The organism is Rhizobium sp. USDA 3886 (assembly GCF_056279785.1).
On record NZ_JBWCDC010000001.1, the window covers coordinates 920,126 to 939,610 of the forward strand.

At 60.6% G+C, this 19,485-nt stretch carries 13 protein-coding genes and 2 pseudogenes; 6 read left to right on the forward strand and 9 right to left on the reverse strand.

The genetic code is table 11. The features are described 5' to 3' along the window. Positions 1–52: 52 nt before the first annotated feature. Complete coding sequence (locus ACZ9BX_RS04785; RefSeq protein ID WP_027509474.1) at positions 53–781, forward strand: DUF502 domain-containing protein; 729 nt, start codon at positions 53–55, stop codon at positions 779–781. On the opposite strand, the gene recG is transcribed toward ACZ9BX_RS04785, so the two are convergent. Then, positions 737–2,842: an ATP-dependent DNA helicase RecG gene (gene recG / locus ACZ9BX_RS04790; RefSeq protein WP_476216059.1), complete on the reverse strand. Its 2,106-nt coding sequence runs from the start codon at positions 2,840–2,842 to the stop codon at positions 737–739. The genes ACZ9BX_RS04785 and recG overlap by 45 nt on opposite strands. Positions 2,843–2,933: 91 nt before the next feature. On the opposite strand from recG, the gene ACZ9BX_RS04795 reads away from it, so the two are divergent. Beyond that, positions 2,934–3,251: an FAD assembly factor SdhE gene (locus ACZ9BX_RS04795; protein WP_476216061.1), complete on the forward strand. Its 318-nt coding sequence runs from the start codon at positions 2,934–2,936 to the stop codon at positions 3,249–3,251. Next, entirely contained in the window at positions 3,248–6,751 is a 3,504-nt protein-coding gene (mfd, locus tag ACZ9BX_RS04800) for a transcription-repair coupling factor (RefSeq protein ID WP_476216063.1), read from the forward strand. The genes ACZ9BX_RS04795 and mfd overlap by 4 nt, the downstream gene beginning before the upstream one ends. Before the next feature lie 6 nt (positions 6,752–6,757). Here the strand turns inward: mfd and ACZ9BX_RS04805 are convergent, their stop codons facing one another. Further along, positions 6,758–7,429, reverse strand: a complete 672-nt coding sequence (locus tag ACZ9BX_RS04805) for a DsbA family oxidoreductase (protein ID WP_132566097.1) — start codon at positions 7,427–7,429, stop codon at positions 6,758–6,760. Between the two features lie 97 nt (positions 7,430–7,526). Further along, on the reverse strand, positions 7,527–9,329 hold the full coding sequence (locus ACZ9BX_RS04810; RefSeq protein ID WP_476216066.1) for an extracellular solute-binding protein: 1,803 nt from the start codon (positions 9,327–9,329) through the stop codon (positions 7,527–7,529). A 269-nt stretch (positions 9,330–9,598) separates the two neighbouring features. Between ACZ9BX_RS04810 and ACZ9BX_RS04815 the strand changes: the two genes are divergently transcribed. Continuing rightward, positions 9,599–10,252 (forward strand): invasion associated locus B family protein, encoded by a 654-nt coding sequence (locus ACZ9BX_RS04815; protein WP_027509480.1) that lies wholly within the window; start codon positions 9,599–9,601, stop codon positions 10,250–10,252. A gap of 116 nt (positions 10,253–10,368) precedes the next feature. Here the strand turns inward: ACZ9BX_RS04815 and hspQ are convergent, their stop codons facing one another. From hspQ to ACZ9BX_RS04830, 3 genes are all read right to left on the reverse strand, one after another. Then, a complete protein-coding gene (gene hspQ / locus ACZ9BX_RS04820; RefSeq protein ID WP_132566091.1) occupies positions 10,369–10,698 on the reverse strand; it encodes a heat shock protein HspQ in 330 nt (109 codons plus the stop codon). A gap of 150 nt (positions 10,699–10,848) precedes the next feature. Next, positions 10,849–12,258, reverse strand: coding sequence for a type I glutamate--ammonia ligase (gene glnA, locus ACZ9BX_RS04825; RefSeq protein WP_027509482.1), 1,410 nt, complete (start codon positions 12,256–12,258; stop codon positions 10,849–10,851). Between the two features lie 59 nt (positions 12,259–12,317). Further along, a complete protein-coding gene (locus ACZ9BX_RS04830) occupies positions 12,318–12,656 on the reverse strand; it encodes a P-II family nitrogen regulator (RefSeq protein WP_018900556.1) in 339 nt (112 codons plus the stop codon). A 345-nt stretch (positions 12,657–13,001) separates the two neighbouring features. Between ACZ9BX_RS04830 and ACZ9BX_RS04835 the strand changes: the two are divergent. After that, positions 13,002–14,479: pseudogene (locus ACZ9BX_RS04835) on the forward strand (NAD(P)H-hydrate dehydratase). A gap of 8 nt (positions 14,480–14,487) precedes the next feature. Here the strand turns inward: ACZ9BX_RS04835 and ACZ9BX_RS04840 are convergent. The 3 genes and pseudogenes from ACZ9BX_RS04840 to uvrA all read right to left on the reverse strand — a co-directional run bounded on the left by ACZ9BX_RS04840 (position 14,488) and on the right by uvrA (position 18,698). Then, complete coding sequence (locus ACZ9BX_RS04840) at positions 14,488–15,294, reverse strand: DUF72 domain-containing protein (protein WP_476216071.1); 807 nt, start codon at positions 15,292–15,294, stop codon at positions 14,488–14,490. A 23-nt stretch (positions 15,295–15,317) separates the two neighbouring features. Continuing rightward, a pseudogene (locus ACZ9BX_RS04845) lies at positions 15,318–15,771 on the reverse strand (GNAT family N-acetyltransferase). Between the two features lie 2 nt (positions 15,772–15,773). Next, entirely contained in the window at positions 15,774–18,698 is a 2,925-nt protein-coding gene (gene uvrA, locus ACZ9BX_RS04850; protein ID WP_476216073.1) for an excinuclease ABC subunit UvrA, read from the reverse strand. A gap of 251 nt (positions 18,699–18,949) precedes the next feature. Here uvrA and ACZ9BX_RS04855 point away from each other — a divergent pair, with 251 nt between their 5' ends. Continuing rightward, positions 18,950–19,468, forward strand: coding sequence for a single-stranded DNA-binding protein (locus tag ACZ9BX_RS04855; RefSeq protein ID WP_132566079.1), 519 nt, complete (start codon positions 18,950–18,952; stop codon positions 19,466–19,468). The last annotated feature ends 17 nt before the right edge of the window (positions 19,469–19,485 follow it).

Consider the following 19,485-nt stretch of genomic DNA (forward strand, 5'->3'; position numbering starts at 1 on the left):
GGGGAGCCCTGATCACGACAGCCGGTAGATTCAAGGGAGTTCATCGCGAGCGATGACGCACAAACTGCCCCGATTGCCGATAGCGACCCGCATGAGAAACAACTTCCTTGCGGGCCTTATCATCTGTGCCCCGATTGCGATCACGCTGTGGCTGACCTGGTCCGTCGTCCGGTGGGCCGACAGCTGGGTGAAGCCCTATATTCCGGCGCGCTACGATCCGGACAGCTACCTGAATTTCGCCGTACCCGGCTCCGGCCTGGTGATCGCGATGATCTTCATCACCATCATCGGTTTTCTCGGCAAGAACCTCATCGGCCAGACCATCGTGCAGTTCGGTGAGTCAGTCGTGCGCCGCGTACCGCTGGTGCGCAGCATCTACAAGAGCGTGAAGCAGATATTCGAGACGGTGTTGAAGGAGCAAAGCAACTCTTTCAAGAAGGTCGGCCTCATCGAATATCCGAGTCCCGGCCTCTGGGCGCTGGTGTTCATCGCGACCGATGCAAAGGGCGAGATCGCTTCGAAGTTCAACGCCATGGGCCAGGATATGGTGAGCGTGTTCCTGCCGCCGACGCCAATACCGACCGCGGGCTTTCTGATCTTCGTGCCGCGCGAAAAGATCGTCGTGCTCGACATGAGCGCAGAAGACGGCGCCAAGCTGCTGGTTTCCGGCGGCCTCGTGGCGCCAGACTTTCCGGCCAAGCCGTCCAATGAACCGGTTCCGGGAAAGCCGAGACTGCTAGCCCGCGCGAAGAAAGCGGATCGCTTCGTCGCGCCTGAATAGATAGAGCAGGGTGCGGACGGCCGTGCCGCGTTCGCTCGTCAGTTCCGGGTCGCGCTCGATCAGGTAGGCAGCATCTCTGCGGGCGATCTCCAGAAGGTCGGCATGGGCTTCCAGGCTCGCGATCCGGAAGCCGGGTGTGCCGGATTGGCGGGTGCCGAGCAATTCGCCTTCGCCGCGCAGCTTCAAATCCTCCTCGGCAATCCTGAAACCGTCCTCCGTTTCCCGCAAGATCGAAAGCCGCGCATGGCCGGTTTCGCCGAGCGGGCCTTTGTACAGCAGGATGCAGGTCGAGGCTTCATCGCCGCGGCCGACGCGGCCGCGAAGCTGATGGAGCTGCGAGAGGCCGAAGCGTTCTGCATGCTCGATCACCATGATCGTCGCGTCCGGCACGTCGACGCCGACTTCGACGACGGTGGTCGCCACCAGCAGTCTGAGTTCACCGTTCTTGAACGCCAGCATCACGGCATCTTTCTCCGGCCCGCTCATGCGGCCATGGATGAGGCCGATGCCTGGACCGAGGGCGGAGACCAATGTCGCGTGCCGCTCTTCGGCAGACATAAGGTCGAGTTCTTCGGATTCTTCGACCAGCGGGCAAATCCAATAGGCTTTCTTGCCCTCGGCAAGCGCGCTCTGTAGCCGATCGACGATCTCGCTGGTGCGTTCGCTGGGGATGGTGATCGTCTGGATCGGTTTGCGTCCAGCGGGTTTTTCGGTGAGCTTTGAGACATCCATGTCGCCGAAGGCGGCAAGCACCAGCGTGCGTGGAATGGGGGTCGCCGTCATCACCAGCATATGCGGCGAGATGCCCTTCGCGGTCAGCCGCAGACGCTGGTGCACGCCAAAGCGATGCTGCTCATCGACGACCGCCAGCATCAGGTTCTTGTAGTTGACGCTCTCCTGGAAGAGCGCATGCGTGCCGATGATGATCTGGGCCTCGCCTGAGGCGATGCGCTCCAGGATATCGTCGCGCTCGCGTCCCTTGGTGCGGCCGGTTAGCACCTTGATACCGAGACCGGCAGAAGCGGCGAATTTGGAGATCGTCGCGTAGTGCTGCCGCGCAAGGATTTCGGTGGGAGCCATCAGAACGGCCTGTCCGCTGCTCTCGATCACCGCTGCCATGGCCATTAGCGCCACCAGCGTCTTGCCGGACCCGACGTCGCCCTGGAGCAGCCGCAGCATGCGTTCTTCGCCAGCCATGTCCTTCACGACGTCGGCAATTGCCTCGGTTTGGCTGCGCGTGGGCAAAAAGGGCAGTTCCTGCAGGATCTTGCCGCTGATTTTGCCGGTGGCATGGACCGGATGCCCGGCGACCTTGCGAAGCCGCTGGCGCACCAGCGCGAGTGATAGCTGACCGGCAAGGAATTCGTCATAGGCGAGCCTGCGCCGGGCAGGGGCCTGCGGACCGATGTCCGCCGGATCACGCGGTTCGTGCAGCATATGGAAGCTGTCGGAAATCGACGGCAATCCCTGTGCCTGCGCCAGCGAAAGATCGATCCATTCCGGCAGCTCCGGCATGCGAAGTACCGCGGCCTCGATGATCTTGCGTAGCGTCTTCGGCGAGAGCCCGGCCGTCAGTGGATAGACCGGCTCGACGAGCGGCAGGTTCTCCGTATCGCCGGCCTTTACGATGTAGTCCGGGTGCACCATCGTCGCCCGGCCATTGAACCAGTCGATCTTGCCGCTGACGATAACCTCTTCGTCGATCGGAAGCTGCTTGTCGAGCCACGCCGCCTGCCCGCGGAAGAAGACGAGGCTGAGTTCGCCTGTCTCGTCATGCAGGAAGACGCGGTAGGGGATATTGCTCTTGCCTCGTGGTGGCGGCTGATGCCGGTCGACCCGCGCCGTGATCGTCACGATCGCTCCTTGCGGCGCGCGCGCAACTCCCGGCTGGTTGCGCCGGTCGATCAGCGAATGCGGCGCATGGAAAAGCAGGTCAATGATCCGCGTATCTTCAGGGTTCTCGCGTCCTAGCAGCTTCACCAGCAGCTCGGCAATCTTCGGCCCGACGCCCGGAAGAGCCGAAACGGGAGAAAACAGCGGATCGAGGATGGTCGGGCGCATGCTGCAAGATGCGATGAACAATAGGGTATTGGCAAGGCTGACAAGCCGCTTTTGAGGGGCTATAGAGGCGCATCAACAGGAAGGTAATGCCATGACAGGTGTGACACTCTCGAGTGCCGGTCTCGACCCGCGCCGCCGCCGCATATTGTTCCGCTGTTGGCATCGCGGGTTGCGCGAGATGGATCTTGTATTCGGTCAGTTCGCCGAAGCCGAGATCGCAACTTTGTCCGAGGCGGAGCTCGACGAGCTCGAAACCATCATGGGCGAGGAAGACAACGACCTTCTGCGCTGGGTTATGGGCACATGGCCGGTGCCGGAGCGCTTTCAAACCCCTATGTTCCAGCGGCTCACCGCCTTCAAGCCGGATTTCGAATACCCGGCCGATACCGCACCCAGGAAGCCGGAATGATCTCAGGATTTGACGCAAGCAAGCTCGCAGCCGCCGCCGAGCCGCTGACGATCGGCAACGTGCCGACCGGCCTGGAGCCGCTTCTGCTGGCCGAACTGGCGCGTGCAGGCGGACCGGTCGCCTATGTGCTTTCCGACGGGCAGCGCATGGCCGATCTGGAGCAGATGCTCGGCTTTGTCGCGCCCGACATTCCGGTCCTGACGCTGCCCGCATGGGACTGCCTGCCTTACGACCGTGTTTCCCCGAGCGCCGATACCTCGGCCCGCCGTTTGGCGGCGCTGAGCGGCCTGATTGCCCATCGCAAGAAGCCGCATGCGGCAATCGTGCTCGTTACCGTCAACGCCATGCTGCAGAAGGTGGCGCCGCAGGATGTGATCGAGGGCCTGGCATTCTCGGCGCGTCCCGGCAACCAGGTGCGCATGGACGACCTCGCCGGCCGTCTGGAGCGGAACGGGTTCGAGCGCGTCGCGACCGTGCGTGAAGTCGGCGAATATGCGGTGCGCGGCGGTATCCTCGACGTTTTCGTGCCGGGTTCGGAAGAGCCGGTCCGCCTCGATTTCTTCGGCGATACGCTGGAAAGCATCCGCAGCTTCGATCCGGCAGGCCAGCGCACGACCGGGCAGGTACGCTCGCTCGACCTCAACCCGATGAGCGAAGTGACGCTGACGCCGGATACCATCAGCCGCTTCCGCAAGAATTATCTCTCCGCTTTCGGCGCTGCGACGCGCGACGATGCGCTCTATCTGGCTGTCTCCGAAGGCCGCCGCTATCCCGGCATGGAGCACTGGCTGCCGCTCTTCTACGAGAAGCTGGAGACGACGTTCGATTACCTTAAGGGTTTCCGGCTGGTCACCGACCATACCGTGCGCGAGGCCGCCGAGGAGCGCTCGAAGCTCGTTCTCGACTACTTCGATGCCCGCTTGAACTCAGGCCACCAGGTCAAGGGCCAGATGGCCCAGGGGACACCTTATAAGCCTGTGACGCCCGGCCAGCTTTATCTCGACAGCGAGATCTTTGCGAAGACGCTGGATGCGTTCAACGCCATGCGGACTTCACCCTTCAACGAGCATGAAGGCGAAGCAAGACGTGTGGTCAACGTCGATGCGCGTCAGGGCGAGCGCTGGGCGCGCTCGAATTTCGAAGGTGGTGATGCCGAGCGCGTCAACATCTTCGATCTGGTCGTCAAGTATATAGCTGACAAGCGGGCCGGCGGCGCGAAGGTAATCATTACGGCCTGGACGGAAGGTTCGCTCGAACGCCTGCTGCAGGTGCTGAACGAGCACGGCCTGGAGCGCGTCAAACCGGTCGAAGCGTTGAAGGCCGTCGATTCTCTGGATAGGGGCGAGGCGGCGGCGGCCGTGCTCAGCCTCGAATCCGGCTTCGAGACAGGCAACCTCATTGTCATCGGCGAGCAGGACATTCTCGGCGACCGGATGGTTCGCCGCACGAAGCGTCGCAAGCGCGCTGCCGACTTCATTTCGGAGGTTGCGGGTCTCGACGAAGGTTCGATCGTCGTTCACGCCGAACACGGCATCGGCCGGTTCGTCGGCCTGAAGACAATCGAGGCGGCCGGCGCCCCGCACGCATGCCTCGAGCTGCAATATGCCGATGACGCCAAGCTCTTCCTGCCGGTCGAAAACATCGACCTACTGTCCCGCTATGGCGGCGAGGGAACCGAAGCTCATCTGGACAAACTCGGTGGCGGCGCCTGGCAGATGCGCAAGGCGAAGCTCAAGAAGCGCCTCCTCGACATGGCGGACGCGCTAATCCGGATTGCGGCCGAGCGTTTGACCCGTCACGCGCCGATGCTGACGACGCCGGACGGCCTTTATGACGAATTCGCCGCCCGCTTCCCCTATGACGAGACGGAAGACCAGGACAACGCGATCGAGGCCGTGCGCGGCGATCTCGCTGCCGGGCGTCCGATGGATCGCCTCGTCTGCGGCGACGTCGGGTTCGGCAAGACGGAAGTGGCGCTGCGCGCCGCCTTCGTCGCCGCGATGAACGGTATTCAGGTGGCCGTCGTCGTGCCGACGACGCTCCTTGCCCGGCAGCACTTCAAGACTTTTATCGAGCGCTTCCGCGGCCTGCCTGTGCGTATCCAGCAGGCCTCGCGCCTTGTCGGTTCGAAGGAGCTCGCTCTCACGAAAAAGGAAGTGGCCGAGGGCAAGACCGATATCGTCGTCGGCACGCACGCACTGCTCGGCGCCGGCATCAAATTCGCCAATCTCGGCCTGCTGATTATCGACGAGGAGCAGCATTTTGGCGTGAAGCACAAGGAGCGCCTGAAGGAGATGAAGAGCGACGTGCACGTCTTGACGCTCTCGGCAACGCCGATCCCGCGCACACTGCAGCTGGCGATGACCGGCGTCCGCGAGTTGTCGCTGATCACCACGCCGCCGGTCGACCGTATGGCGGTGCGCACCTTCATTTCGCCCTTCGACAGCCTGGTCATCCGCGAGACGCTGATGCGCGAGCATTATCGCGGTGGCCAGAGTTTTTACGTCTGCCCGCGTCTTGCTGATCTCGAAGACGTGCACGCCTTCCTGCAGTCCGAGGTACCCGAGCTGAAGGTGGCCGTCGCCCATGGCCAGATGCCGGCGGGCGAACTCGAAGACGTCATGAATGCCTTCTACGAGGGCCGCTACGACGTGCTGCTTTCGACGACCATCGTCGAATCCGGCCTCGATGTTCCGACCGCCAACACGCTGATCGTTCATCGCGCCGACATGTTCGGTCTGGCGCAGCTCTATCAGCTCCGCGGCCGCGTCGGCCGCTCGAAGGTCCGCGCTTTCGCCCTCTTCACGCTGCCGGTCAACAAGGTGCTGACAGCAACCGCCGAGCGCCGCCTCAAGGTGCTGCAGTCGTTGGATACGCTCGGCGCCGGTTTCCAGCTCGCCAGCCACGACCTCGATATCCGCGGTGCAGGCAACCTGCTCGGCGAGGAACAGTCCGGCCATATCAAGGAAGTCGGCTTCGAGCTTTACCAGCAGATGCTGGAAGAGGCGGTTGCCGAGGTGAAGGGTGTCGATGAAATCCTGGACACAGGTTGGTCGCCGCAGATTTCGGTCGGCACGCCGGTGATGATCCCGGACGGCTATGTACCGGACCTGCATCTGCGCATGGCCCTCTATCGTCGCCTCGGCGAGATCACCGAACTAAAGGAGATCGATGCTTTCGGCGCCGAGATGATCGACCGCTTCGGTCCGATGCCGATCGAGGTGCAGCATCTTTTGAAGATCGTCTACATCAAATCGCTTTGCCGCATCGCCAATGTCGAGAAGCTGGACGCCGGGCCGAAGGGCGTGGTCGTCCAATTCCGCAACAAGGAATTCCCGAACCCGGCAAACCTGGTCGGCTATATTGCCAAGCAGGGCACGATGGCGAAGATCCGTCCGGACCACAGCGTGTTTTTGACCCGCGACCTGCCGACGCCGGAAAAGCGGTTGCAAGGCGCGGCCGTCGTCATGACGCAGCTGGCCGAAATGGCGAAGCCGTAAGTCGGGTCAGTTCATTCCGGCGCGCGCTTCGGCCTTCGCCTTGGCGATGTCGCGAAGTGCGCCTGCCAGAACGTCCGGCGTCTGCGCGCCGCTGGCGGCATACTGCTGGTCGAAGATGAAGAACGGGACGCCGGTGACGCCCATTTTCTGGGCCGCCTCGATCTCTGCAATCACCAGATCGCGGTCGGCATCCGAAGCAAGCAGGGAGGCGATGACAGCGCGGTCGAGGCCGGCTTGCTCGGCGATGTCGAGCAATACGGCGTGGTTCCCGAGATTGCGGCCTTCCTCGAAATTCGCCTTGAAGAGTGCATTGACGACGCGGTCCTGCTTTTCGCGATCCTCGACCATGGCCCAATGGATGAGGCGGTGCGCATCGAGCGTATTCGGGCCGACTTTGATCGCCTCGAAGTCGAAATTGATGCCGACGTCGCGGCCGAAATCGGTCAGCATCTTGTGGGCCTGTGCGACCCGTTCGGCGCCGCCGAGCTTCTGCTCCAGAGCCTTCTTCTGATCGACGCCTTCGGGCGGATAGTCGGGATTGAGGCGGTAGGGCCGCCAGTTGATGTCGACGCCGACTTCGTCCTGCACTTCGGCGATCGCAAGCTCCAGCCGCGCCTTGCCGAGATAGCACCAAGGGCAGACGACATCCGATACGACGTCGATGGTTATGCGTTCCATGGTGTTTCCTTTCATCGGTCCGAGGTTTCCACGCCATCTATGCCCTGACGCGTCCGACTTCAACCAGGCAGGAAAAAGGAACCAGCGTCGGCAGGACTTACTGCACGCTCTGATCCCACCAGGCCGGAAGCTGGTAGCCGTAAAGCGGCACGATGTCCGGATGTCCGAGCCGCTTGCTGCGTGCGACCCATTGCTGGTCGATATGGTAGAGGGGCAATACGTAGTGCCCGGAAAGCAGCAATCGGTCGTATGACCGGACGGCGGCAGTGAAATCCTCGTCAGAGCGCGCCGTGAGGATATGCTTGATCAGCGTATCGACGTTTGGGTCGGCAACGCCGGCGAAACTCGAACTGCCCTCGCGGTCGCGCGCAGCCGAGGACCAATAGGAAAGCTGCTCATTGCCGGGTGAGAGCGACGATACATAAGACTTTAGGATAACATCATAGTCGAAACTATTGGTTCGGCTCTGATATTGTGAATCATCCACCGTGCGGATCGAAGCAGCAATGCCCACCGTCTGTAGCGAACGCTGGAAGGCGATCGCGAGTTTTTCCTGATCAGGATTCTGCGTCATGATCTCGAAGGCAAGCGGCTTTCCGCTGGAATCCACCATCTTGCCGCCCTGGATCGAATAGCCGCCTTCCTTCAGCACCTGCACCGCCTTTTTCAACACATTGCGGTCGCGTCCGGACCCATCGGTCACAGGCAGCTTGTAAGTGCCATCGAGGATGGCCGGGTCGATCTTGTCTTTGATTGGGCCTAGCATCTCAAGTTCGCGGGCGTCGGCGGGAACGCCGAAGCTCGAAAGCTTCGAATTCTGCCAGAAGCTCTGCGTGCGCTTGTAGGTACCGGAATAGAGCGTTTTGTTCGCCCATTCGAAATCGAAGATCAGGGAGAGCCCTTCGCGCACCTTGGTGTTTGCGAATAGCGGCCGCCGGGTATTGAAGACGAAGCCGAACATGCCGCTCGGCAGCTTCGGCTGGAAGGTATCCTTGATCACGGCACCGGTGGAAACCGCTGGAAAATTATAGGCCGTCGCCCAGTGGCCGGGGCTGCCGTCGGGATAGACGTCGATATCGCCCTTTTTGAAGGCCTCGAAGAGCGTTGTGTCCTGCAGAAAATATTGAACGGTGATCTGGTCGTAATTGTCCATGCCGACCTTGGAAGGGATATCCTTGCCCCAGTAGTTCGGGTTGCGTTCATAGGTGATGCTCTCGCCGGGCTTCACAGCCTTGATCTTATAGGGGCCGGAGCCGAGCGGCGGCACGAGAGAGGTCCGGTCGAAGGTTTCGGGATCTATGGCGTGCTTTGGCAGGACCGGCATAAGCCCGAAAATCATCGGCGTTTCGCGGTCTGCTTTGTCGTTGAAGGTGAAGCGCACGCTGCGCTCGCCGACCTTCTCCATCTTGGAGACAAGGCTGAGACGATTCGCAAAGGGCACGCGTCCCTTGTCGCGCAGCAGCTCGAAGGAAAACATGACGTCCTCGGGCGTCACCGGCTGGCCGTCGGACCATTTGGCCTTCGGGTTGAGATTGAACTGGATGAACGTGCGGTCCTCGTCCCATTCGACGGTTTCCGCAAGCAGTCCATAAAGCGTGAAAGGTTCGGCCCGGGAGCGCTGCAGCAGCGATTCGTAGACGAGGTTGCCATAGTCCGGGTCCCACATGCCGCGCGCTGTCGTGCGCATGCTTTTCAGGATGAAGGGGTTGAGGTTGTCGAAGGTGCCGACGACGCCGTAGCTGATCTTGCCGCCCTTTTTCACGCCCGGATTGACATAGGAGAAATGCTTGTAGTCCGGGGGCAGGGCGGGTTCGCCGTGCATTGCGATCCCATGCAGTGGGCTGGCAGCAACGGCGCCGCAGAACAGCGTAAAGGCGAGAGGGAGGATGACCCGGAGCATGCTCAAATCCTTTCCGGCAAAGGCACGATTCGGCCGAAGACTATCATGCTGGGCAGGAAATCGAACATCGAGACGCCGAAATCTTTCGGACCATCCAGAAATCGCCAAAGAAATACTGGATATCTGCAGCGCCTCAATGTAACAGGTGGTCCGGGTTTTTGGGGGCCATGCATTTGCCTTAATGTTTTAAGAGGTGGAATGCACAGTGGCCCGGTTGGAGAGGACGGCAGATCGCGGTCCCGAATGGGTATCAGGAGACGGAATCCGTTATGATGTTCAAGTCTGATAAGAAATTGCGGGCAGCTCTGTCCGTTCTGGCAGTAGCTTTCGGCGCCGCTTCGGCTCCTGTATCCTCCTTTGCACAGGATGCCGCTGCAAACGCGCCCGCACAGGCTGCGGGCGCGCCGCGCCTTGGCTGGTACAAGACCTGCAGCAAGCAGGAAGACAACGATATCTGCGTCGTTCAGAACCTGATCCTCGCCAATGGCGGCCAGCTCGTCACGGCCGTCGGCCTCATCAACATATCCGGCAAGGTCAATCGCAAGATCCTGCAGGTATCGGTGCCGACCGCCCGCCTGATTCCGCCGGGCATCATGATGCAGGTCGATAACAACAAGGGCCAGAAGCTCGATTACGCCGTCTGCCTGCCGGACAAGTGCACCGCCGAAATCCCCCTGACGGATGCGATGATCGCCGGCCTCAAGAAGGGCAGCGACGTGATCTTCACGTCGATCAATTTCCGCCGCGCACCGAACCCGATCAAAATCTCGCTCGAAGGCTTTACCGGCGCCTATGATGGCGAAGCCGTTTCGCCGAACAAGCTCGCCGAAAGCCAGAAGAGCCTGCAGGACAGCATGCAGAAGAAGGCCGAGGAAGCCCGCAAAAAGCTCGAAGACGCGCAGAACGCCGCCAAGGCGCAGTAATCTGCCAACGTAAGCGCAATGAACAGAAAACCCGGCCATGGTGCCGGGTTTTCTGTTTTTACGGCAAAGAAAAACCCCGCCGGAGCGGGGTTTGAAATCATAATCGATTGCGCGTCTTAGTGGGCGAAGCTCATCTTGGGCTTGAGCTGGCCGGACGGCGCCTGATCGAAAATCTGGTAAACCTGCTGATTGCGAAGCGGAATGCCGCTTTCGTCATTCACCAGGTTCTGCTCGGAGACGTAAGCGACATATTCGTTTTCGTCGTTTTCCGCGAGCAGATGGTAGAAGGGCTGGTCCTTGTCAGGGCGGACTTCGGGGGGAATAGAGTTCCACCATTCTTCCGTATTCGCGAATTCCGGATCGACATCGAAGATGACGCCGCGAAACGGAAAGACCTTGTGCCGGACCACTTCACCGATACTGAACTTTGCTACTCTTTCTTTCATGGTACGACTTCCTTTCATCACCAGATTTGGTGATTGGGCCCGCTCAAATCAAGATTTTTGCGGGTTTTCGTCACATGAGTGTCATGTCGCCATCAGCCTCAGTGACAAGGAAGGAAGGCTCCGGCGGAACCGGAGCCTTCCGCTCAGCGATCAAGCCGAATAGTACATATCGTATTCGACCGGATGTGGGGTCATCTCGAAGCGCATCACCTCTGCCATCTTCAGTTCGATGAAGGCGTCGATCTGATCGTCGTCGAAGACACCGCCAGCTGTCAGGAACTTGCGATCCTTGTCGAGGCTTTCGAGCGCCTCCCGCAGCGAGCCGCAGACCGTTGGGATCTTCTTCAATTCCTTGGGCGGCAGGTCGTACAGATCCTTATCCATGGCCTTGCCCGGATGGATCTTGTTCTTGATGCCGTCGAGGCCCGCCATCAGCATGGCCGCGAAAGCCAGGTACGGGTTGGCGGTCGGATCCGGGAAGCGGACCTCGACGCGCTTTGCCTTCGGGTTGGAGCCGAACGGAATGCGGCAGGAGGCCGAGCGATTGCGGGCCGAATAGGCCAGCAGCACCGGCGCTTCGTAACCCGGAACGAGACGCTTATAGGAATTGGTCGACGGGTTGGTGAAGGCGTTGATCGCCTTGGCATGCTTGATGATGCCGCCGATGTAGTAGAGGCAGGTTTCGGAGAGGCCCGCATATTCGTCGCCGGCGAAGGTCGGCTTGCCGCCCTTCCAGATCGATTGATGCACATGCATGCCTGAGCCGTTGTCACCGAAGATCGGCTTCGGCATGAAGGTTGCCGTCTTGCCATAGGCATTGGCGACCTGGTGCACGACGTACTTGTAGATCTGCATCTTGTCGGCGTTGCGCACCAGCGTGTCGAACTTAATACCGAGTTCGTGCTGGGCTGCGGCCACTTCATGGTGGTGCTTCTCGACGACGACGCCCATTTCTGCAAGCACTGTCAGCATTTCCGAGCGCATGTCCTGCGCGCTGTCGACCGGTGGAACCGGGAAGTAACCGCCCTTGACGCGCGGACGGTGACCGAGGTTGCCGGTCTCATAATCGGTGTCGTCGTTCGAGGGCAGTTCGCTGCTGTCGAGCTTGAAGCCGGTATTGTAAGGATCGGCCTTGTACTTGACGTCGTCGAAGACGAAGAATTCTGCTTCCGGGCCGACGAAGACTGTATCGCCGATGCCGGAGGCCTTGAGATAGGCTTCAGCCTTTTTGGCGGTGCCGCGCGGGTCACGGTTATAGGCTTCGCCTGAAACAGGGTCCAGGATGTCGCAGATGATAACCATGGTCGACTGCGCGAAGAACGGGTCCATGTGCACCGTTTCCGGATCCGGCATCAGCACCATGTCGGACTCGTTGATGGCCTTCCAGCCGCCGATCGACGAGCCGTCGAACATCACGCCATCAGCGAACATGTCCTCATCGACGCAGACGACGTCCATCGTGACATGCTGCAGCTTGCCCTTGGGGTCGGTAAAGCGCAGATCGACGAACTTGACGTCGTTTTCCTTGATCTGCTTAAGAATTTCGTTCGCGGTCGCCATGAAATCTCCCTTTCATTTGCAATGACGATGGATAAATTCGCCGCATTGGGCGAGCCGCCTTAAATAGCGTCAACACCGGTCTCGCCGGTACGGATTCGAATGACTTCTTCGATATTGGATACAAAGATTTTTCCATCTCCGATTCGGCCGGTCTGCGCGGCCTTGCGGATCGCGTCGATGACGGCTTCCGCATTTTCGTCGGCGAGTACGACCTCGACCTTCACCTTCGGCAGAAAGTCGACGACATATTCAGCGCCACGGTAAAGTTCCGTATGGCCTTTCTGGCGACCGAAGCCCTTTGCTTCCGTGACAGTGATGCCCTGCAGGCCGACTTCCTGAAGAGCTTCCTTCACTTCGTCGAGCTTGAAAGGCTTAATGATCGCTTCGATCTTTTTCATGAGAAAATGACTCTCCGCTTCTCCCGTTAAAGCGGGCAAATTGCCGCTCGCGAAACATGATGCAGGTATCGTGCCAGTTCGCAACGCCGGAGAGCGAAAAAATATGTCGATTCCCCGCGAATTAGCGGCGTCGCGGCGCTTTTTGAGGCATTTTTTCCAGCAGAATCGGTTGGGATCGCTATCGAAAATTCAAAAATGGTGCAAAAGCAGGAAAAATGCCGCGCCGCTTGTATTGGACATGTTGTTACTTGAGCGCTCAGAAAATAGGCAAATGACGTAATTTTAAGCTGCAGAAGAAATCATGAAACAGGTTGTTTTTTAGGCGCTTTTTGAATTGAATGGCGCATGGCAGAAAAACTGGGTGACCTACTCCTGACACCTGCAGAAATGGCGGCCGTCGATGCCGCCGCGTCCGATTCGGGCATCGCCTCTTTCGGGCTGATGTGGAGCGCGGGTGCGGCCGTCGCTGGTGCCGCACTTCGGCTGTTTCCCGGCGCACTGCGCTTTGCCGTTCTCTGCGGCCCCGGGAACAACGGCGGCGACGGCTACGTTGCGGCCCGCCTTCTTGCGGAAAGCGGCGCCGAGGTTTCCGTCTTCCATCTCGGCGACCTTGCCAAGCTTCGCGGCGATGCCGCGCGGGCAAAGGCCGAATGCGCGCTCGTCTCGCAGCCGGTCGATGTCTACATCCCGACGCCGGGAGACGTCGTCATCGACGCGATCTTTGGGGCGCGGGCCTCGGACGGGATGTGCCTCCGCAGGTGCGTTCCGTGATCGAACAGGTGACGGGTGCTATGGTTCCCGTCATTGCCGTCGACCTGCCATCCGGCCTCGACGGCCGCAGCGGCGAGGTGCTGGGGACGGCGTTCAGGGCTGCCCATACGGTCACGTTCATGACGCGCAAACCCGGCCACCTGCTGATGCCGGGCCGGGAGCTTTGCGGCAGCGTCGAGGTTGCCGACATCGGCATTCCCGCACGCATCGTCAAGGCGCGTTCGTCCGGCAGGATTGCCGAAAATACCCCGATCCAATGGGCGCACCTGCTGCCTTCGGCGAAACTGGGGACGCACAAATACAAACGCGGGCACCTTGTCGTTTTCTCGGGCGAAGCCGGAAAGACAGGTGCGGCGCGGATGTCCGCCGCGGCCGGGCTGAAAGCCGGGGCTGGTCTCGTAACCATCGCCACGCCCAGGGATGCGATGGCTGAAAACAGCGCCCATTTGACAGCCGTCATGCTGTGCGCCGTCGATGACGCGACGGCTTTGCGCGACTGGCTGGCCGACGAGCGCCTGCAGACTTTCGTCCTCGGACCGGGCTTTGGGACCGGCGTAAAAACAAGAGACTTCGCCGCAGCACTCAGTGGTCGCCATCTCGTGCTCGACGCCGACGGCATCACGTCGTTCAAAGACGATCCGCGGGAGCTTTTCGGTCTCTTCGCGGAGGGCGAGCCGCATCTCGTGCTGACGCCGCACGAAGGCGAATTCGCACGCCTGTTTCCAGATATCGCGGCGGACAAGACACTCAGTAAGGTCGACAGAGCGCAAGTGGCCGCCAAACGCGCCAACGCGGCGATCGTCTACAAGGGCGCCGATACCGTTATCGCATCGCCGGACGGCCGGGCGCTGATCAATACGAACGCGCCGGTCTGGCTTGCGACCGCCGGCTCAGGCGACGTCCTTGCCGGCATCATCGGCGCGTATCTGGCGCAGGGTCTGCCGGCATTCGAGGCTGCCGCTGCCGGCGTCTACCTCCATGGCGAAGCCGGGCAGCGCGCCGGCCAGGGCCTGACGGCCGAAGATCTCGTCGCCCACGTGCTGCCGTTCTAGGCCGACTGCTATTTTCCGACCTCTTCCTGAAGCGCGATCGCGCCGAAAGGCGCATTGACCTTGCCTTCGTGGATCATGAAGGCAAAAACGTCGCGCGGCTCGCTCTTGACCTTCCGCTCCTTGTCGATCAGCGGCAGATCATCCGGTACCTTGCCTTCGGCCCATGTCTCAAGGCGCTTCGCCCAGGCCTTCAGGTCCTTGGAGGCGTAGCAGGTCTTGATGTCGTCCGAACCCTTCTGCAGCCGGGCATAGACGAAATCCGCCGTCACATCGGCGATCATCGGATAGTCGAAATGTTCAGCGCAGACTGGCGCCACGCCGTATTTCGCCAGCAGCGCGATGAATTCGGGCACCTTGAAGGAATCGTGGCGCACCTCGACGACATGCCGCAATGGCAGGCCGTCTTGGTTGTTCGGCAAGAGCTTTAGGAAGGCCTCGAAATCCTCGTCATCAAACTTCTTGGTCGGAGCGAACTGCCAGAGGATTGGTCCGAGCTTGCCGCCGAGCTCGGTTAGCCCCTGCGTCAGGAAGCGTTCCATGGATTCTCCCGCCTCGGCAAGCACGCGCCTGTTGGTCACGAAGCGGCTGGCCTTCAGCGAGAAGATGAAGCCATCCGGCACGTCGGCAGCCCATTTCGCAAAGGTCTCGGGCTTCTGCGAGCTGTAATAGGTGCCATTGATTTCGATGACCTTCAACTGCCGGCTGGCGTAGTGCAGCTCGTCCTTCTGCTTGAGGTCGCCCGGATAGAAGTGATTCCGCCAGGGCTCGAAAGTCCAGCCGCCGACACCGACGCGGATGCTGCCGGATTTGCTCATGTGATCCTCCCGTTGTTCCGCCTTCACGCCATTGCTTTTGTCATGTCGACGATGGTCGATCCTGGCCTGTAGGGACTCGGCCGGCGACCCCGTTTCGTGAAATCCAAAATCCTTATAAATTGCGATATTCCGCGTCATGCGGGCGTTGGTGTAGAGCCGCAACTCAGGCAGTTGCCATTCCTGTGCTTTAGCCTCCACCCAGCGAAGGATGGTGCTGCCGTGCCCGCGGCCCTGATGAGCAGGCGACACGGCGATGCTAAAGAGCATTGCGTGATTCCTATGACGCTCCAGCACCGCCAAACCGGCGCAAACGCCGTTGATCTCAAACAACCAGATCTCACCCCTCGCGATCCGTGGAGCATAATCTTCGGTCACTGGTATGGGCTCTGCTCCCAGCAACGCAATGTAAGGTGCATAGGCTTCGCCTGTTAGCGACTTCACTATCTCGATATCCGCAGTGGAGCCCAGGCGCGGCATGGCTATTCCGCTGCCGCGAATGTCTTTTTCACCGGCCGGCGCTCCAGCAGTTCCTTCAGGAAATGGCCGGTATAGGAGCGCGGCTCCTTGACGATCGCTTCGGGCGTGCCGGCCGCGACGATCTCGCCACCGCCGTCGCCGCCTTCAGGGCCGAAATCGAGCACCCAGTCGGCTGTTTTGATGACTTCGAGATTGTGCTCGATCACCACGACGGAATTACCCTGGCTGACCAACTCGTGCAACATTTCGAGCAGCTTGGCGACGTCGTGGAAGTGCAAGCCGGTGGTCGGTTCGTCGAGGATGTAGAGCGTGCGGCCTGTCGAGCGCTTGGAAAGTTCCTTGGCGAGTTTGACGCGCTGGGCTTCGCCACCTGAAAGCGTATTTGCCTGCTGGCCGACCTTGATGTAACCGAGGCCGACATCGAACAGCGACTGCAGCTTGTCGCGTACCGCCGGTACGGCGCTGAAGAACTCCACGCCTTCCTCGACCGTCATGTCGAGCACGTCCGAAATCGACTTGCCCTTGAAAGTCACGTCCAGCGTTTCGCGATTGTAGCGCTTGCCGTGGCAGACATCGCAGGTGACGTAGACATCCGGCAGGAAGTGCATCTCGATCTTGATGACCCCGTCGCCCTGGCAGGCTTCGCAGCGCCCACCCTTGACGTTGAAGGAGAATCGTCCCGGCTGATAGCCGCGCGCCTTCGCCTCCGGCAGACCGGCGAACCAGTCGCGGATCGGCGTAAACGCACCGGTATAGGTTGCCGGGTTTGAACGCGGCGTGCGGCCGATCGGCGATTGGTCGATATCGATCACCTTGTCGATGTGCTCGAAGCCGTCGATGCGGTCATGATCGGCCGGAATTTCGCGGGCGCCCATCACGCGGCGTGCGGCCGATTTGTAGAGCGTCTCCACCAGGAAAGTGGATTTGCCGCCACCCGAAACGCCCGTCACTGCAGTGAAGACACCGAGCGGGATGGAGGCCGTGATGTTCTTCAGATTATTGCCACGCGCGCCGACCACCTTGATCTCGCGGCCTTTCTTCGGCTTGCGCCGTTCGTCGGGAACCGGAACGCCGAGTTCGCCGGAGAGATACTTGCCGGTCAGCGACCTCGGGTTCGCCATGATGTCCTGCGGCGTTCCGTGGGCCACGATGTGGCCGCCATGCACGCCGGCCGCCGGGCCGATGTCGACCACGTCGTCCGCCGTCAGGATCGCATCCTCGTCATGCTCGACGACGATCACCGTATTGCCGATATCGCGCAGGTGCTTCAGCGTGTCGAGCAGCCGCGCATTGTCGCGCTGGTGCAGGCCGATCGACGGCTCGTCGAGAACGTAGAGCACGCCCGTCAGGCCCGAGCCGATCTGGGAGGCAAGGCGGATGCGCTGGCTTTCGCCGCCCGACAGAGTGCCGGAATTCCGCGACAGGCTGAGATATTCAAGACCGACATCGTTCAGGAAGCGCAGGCGGTCGCGGATTTCCTTCAGGATGCGCACTGCGATCTCATTCTGCTTGGCCGAGAAAGTCGCTGGAAGTGACTCGAACCAGTCGCGCGCCACGCGGATCGACATGTCGGTCACCTGGCCGATATGCAGCTTGTTGATTTTCACTGCCAGCGTTTCCGGCTTCAGGCGGAAACCGTTGCAGGCCGGGCAGGGGGCTGCGGACATGAAGCGCTCGATCTCTTCGCGCGCCCAGGCGGAATCGGTTTCCTTCCAGCGGCGTTCGAGATTGGTGATGATGCCTTCGAAGCTCTTATGCGTCGTATAGGAGCGTGCGCCGTCGGCATAGTGGAACTCGATCTTCTCGTCCGTGCCGTTCAGGATGACGTCCTGTGCCTTTTCCGAGAGATCGCTCCAGCGGTTGCCGAGCTTGAAACCGTAATGCTTGCCGAGCGCTTCCAGCGTCTGGTTGTAGTAGGGCGAACTCGACTTCGCCCAAGGCGCGATGGCGCCGTCGCGCAGTGTCCGCTCCGTTTCGGGGATAATCAGCGCCCGGTCGATTTTCTGCTGGGCGCCAAGCCCGTCGCAGGTCGGGCAGGCGCCGGCCGGATTGTTGAACGAGAAGAGCCGCGGCTCGATCTCCGGAATAGTGAAGCCGGAAACGGGGCAGGCGAATTTCTCCGAGAACAGCATGCGCTCATGCGTGTCGTTGAGCGATTTGTTGGCGGAGCCGCCCGCAGACGTTTCCCCCGGCGGCAGCGGCTTGTCGGCAAACTCGGCGATCGCAAGCCCATCTGCGAGCTTCAGCGAGGTCTCGAAGCTGTCGGCAAGCCGGGACGCCATGTCGGGGCGCACGACGATGCGGTCCACGACAACATCGATGTCGTGCTTGTATTTCTTATCGAGCGCCGGAGCATCGGCGATCTCGTAGAACTGGCCGTCCACCTTGACGCGCTGGAAGCCCTTTTTCATGAGGTCCGCCAGTTCCTTCTTGTATTCGCCCTTACGGCCGCGCACGATCGGCGCCAGAATATAAAGACGCGTGCCTTCCTCGAATTCGAGCACGCGGTCGACCATCTGACTGACAGTCTGGCTCTCGATCGGCAGGCCCGTCGCCGGCGAGTAAGGAACACCGACACGCGCAAAGAGCAGGCGCATGTAGTCGTAGATCTCTGTGACTGTGCCGACCGTCGAGCGCGGATTGCGCGAAGTCGTCTTCTGTTCGATGGATATGGCCGGCGACAGGCCGTCGATCTGGTCGACGTCCGGCTTCTGCATCATCTCGAGGAACTGGCGGGCATAGGCGGAAAGGCTTTCGACATAGCGGCGCTGGCCCTCCGCATAGATCGTGTCGAACGCAAGCGACGACTTGCCGGACCCGGAAAGGCCAGTCATGACGATGAGTTTGTTGCGCGGCAGGTCGAGGTCGATGCCCTTGAGGTTGTGCTCGCGCGCGCCGCGGATGGAAATCGTTTTAAGTTCACTCATCGTAATTTTGCTTCTGTGCTGGAGTAAGCCCCTTATTTAGTGATGCCGCCGGGCGAGTCGAGGCTGAATATCCATCTGTTGCGAGGTTTTCGATTCTGTTGACAGGATCATAACCATAAACTAGAACAAATAAAGAACAAAATTCCCTTGTGGATGAACCGGCGATGGACACGCATGGCCGGGGTTCTATAGTTTAAGGTACACTGATTGTTTCAAGCGCCGCCGGGCAGGGCGGCAGTAAGGTGAGAAGTATGGCTGGCAGCGTGAACAAGGTAATTCTGATCGGAAACGTGGGCGCAGACCCCGAAATCCGCAGGACACAGGATGGCCGCCCGATCGCCAATCTTCGCATCGCGACCTCCGAGACGTGGCGGGACCGCAATTCCGGCGAGCGCCGCGAAAAGACCGAATGGCACACCGTCGTCGTCTTCAACGAAGGTCTCTGCAAGGTTGTCGAGCAATATGTGAAGAAGGGCGCCAAGCTCTACATCGAAGGCCAGCTCCAAACCCGCAAATGGCAGGACCAGCAGGGCCAGGACCGTTACTCAACGGAAGTCGTGCTGCAGGGCTTCAATTCGACGCTGACCATGCTCGACGGCCGCGGCGAAGGCGGCGGCGCGAGTTCCAGCGGCGGACGCGGCAGCAGCAGCGATTTCGGTGGCGGCAGCAATTCCGGAGACGACTACGGCGCCCCGTCGCAGCCGTCCGGCCGCAGCAGCGGTGGCGGCGGGAATTTCTCACGCGATCTCGATGACGATATTCCGTTCTGAGACGAGCGAAATCACCA

Coding starts and splice junctions, on each gene's coding strand:
- ACZ9BX_RS04785 (WP_027509474.1), top strand. CDS start 53: ATGACGCACAAACTGCCCCGATTGCCGATAGCGACCCGCATGAGAAAC.
- recG (WP_476216059.1), bottom strand. CDS start 2,842: ATGCGCCCGACCATCCTCGATCCGCTGTTTTCTCCCGTTTCGGCTCTT.
- ACZ9BX_RS04795 (WP_476216061.1), top strand. CDS start 2,934: ATGACAGGTGTGACACTCTCGAGTGCCGGTCTCGACCCGCGCCGCCGC.
- mfd (WP_476216063.1), top strand. CDS start 3,248: ATGATCTCAGGATTTGACGCAAGCAAGCTCGCAGCCGCCGCCGAGCCG.
- ACZ9BX_RS04805 (WP_132566097.1), bottom strand. CDS start 7,429: ATGGAACGCATAACCATCGACGTCGTATCGGATGTCGTCTGCCCTTGG.
- ACZ9BX_RS04810 (WP_476216066.1), bottom strand. CDS start 9,329: ATGCTCCGGGTCATCCTCCCTCTCGCCTTTACGCTGTTCTGCGGCGCC.
- ACZ9BX_RS04815 (WP_027509480.1), top strand. CDS start 9,599: ATGATGTTCAAGTCTGATAAGAAATTGCGGGCAGCTCTGTCCGTTCTG.
- hspQ (WP_132566091.1), bottom strand. CDS start 10,698: ATGAAAGAAAGAGTAGCAAAGTTCAGTATCGGTGAAGTGGTCCGGCAC.
- glnA (WP_027509482.1), bottom strand. CDS start 12,258: ATGGCGACCGCGAACGAAATTCTTAAGCAGATCAAGGAAAACGACGTC.
- ACZ9BX_RS04830 (WP_018900556.1), bottom strand. CDS start 12,656: ATGAAAAAGATCGAAGCGATCATTAAGCCTTTCAAGCTCGACGAAGTG.
- ACZ9BX_RS04840 (WP_476216071.1), bottom strand. CDS start 15,294: ATGAGCAAATCCGGCAGCATCCGCGTCGGTGTCGGCGGCTGGACTTTC.
- uvrA (WP_476216073.1), bottom strand. CDS start 18,698: ATGAGTGAACTTAAAACGATTTCCATCCGCGGCGCGCGCGAGCACAAC.
- ACZ9BX_RS04855 (WP_132566079.1), top strand. CDS start 18,950: ATGGCTGGCAGCGTGAACAAGGTAATTCTGATCGGAAACGTGGGCGCA.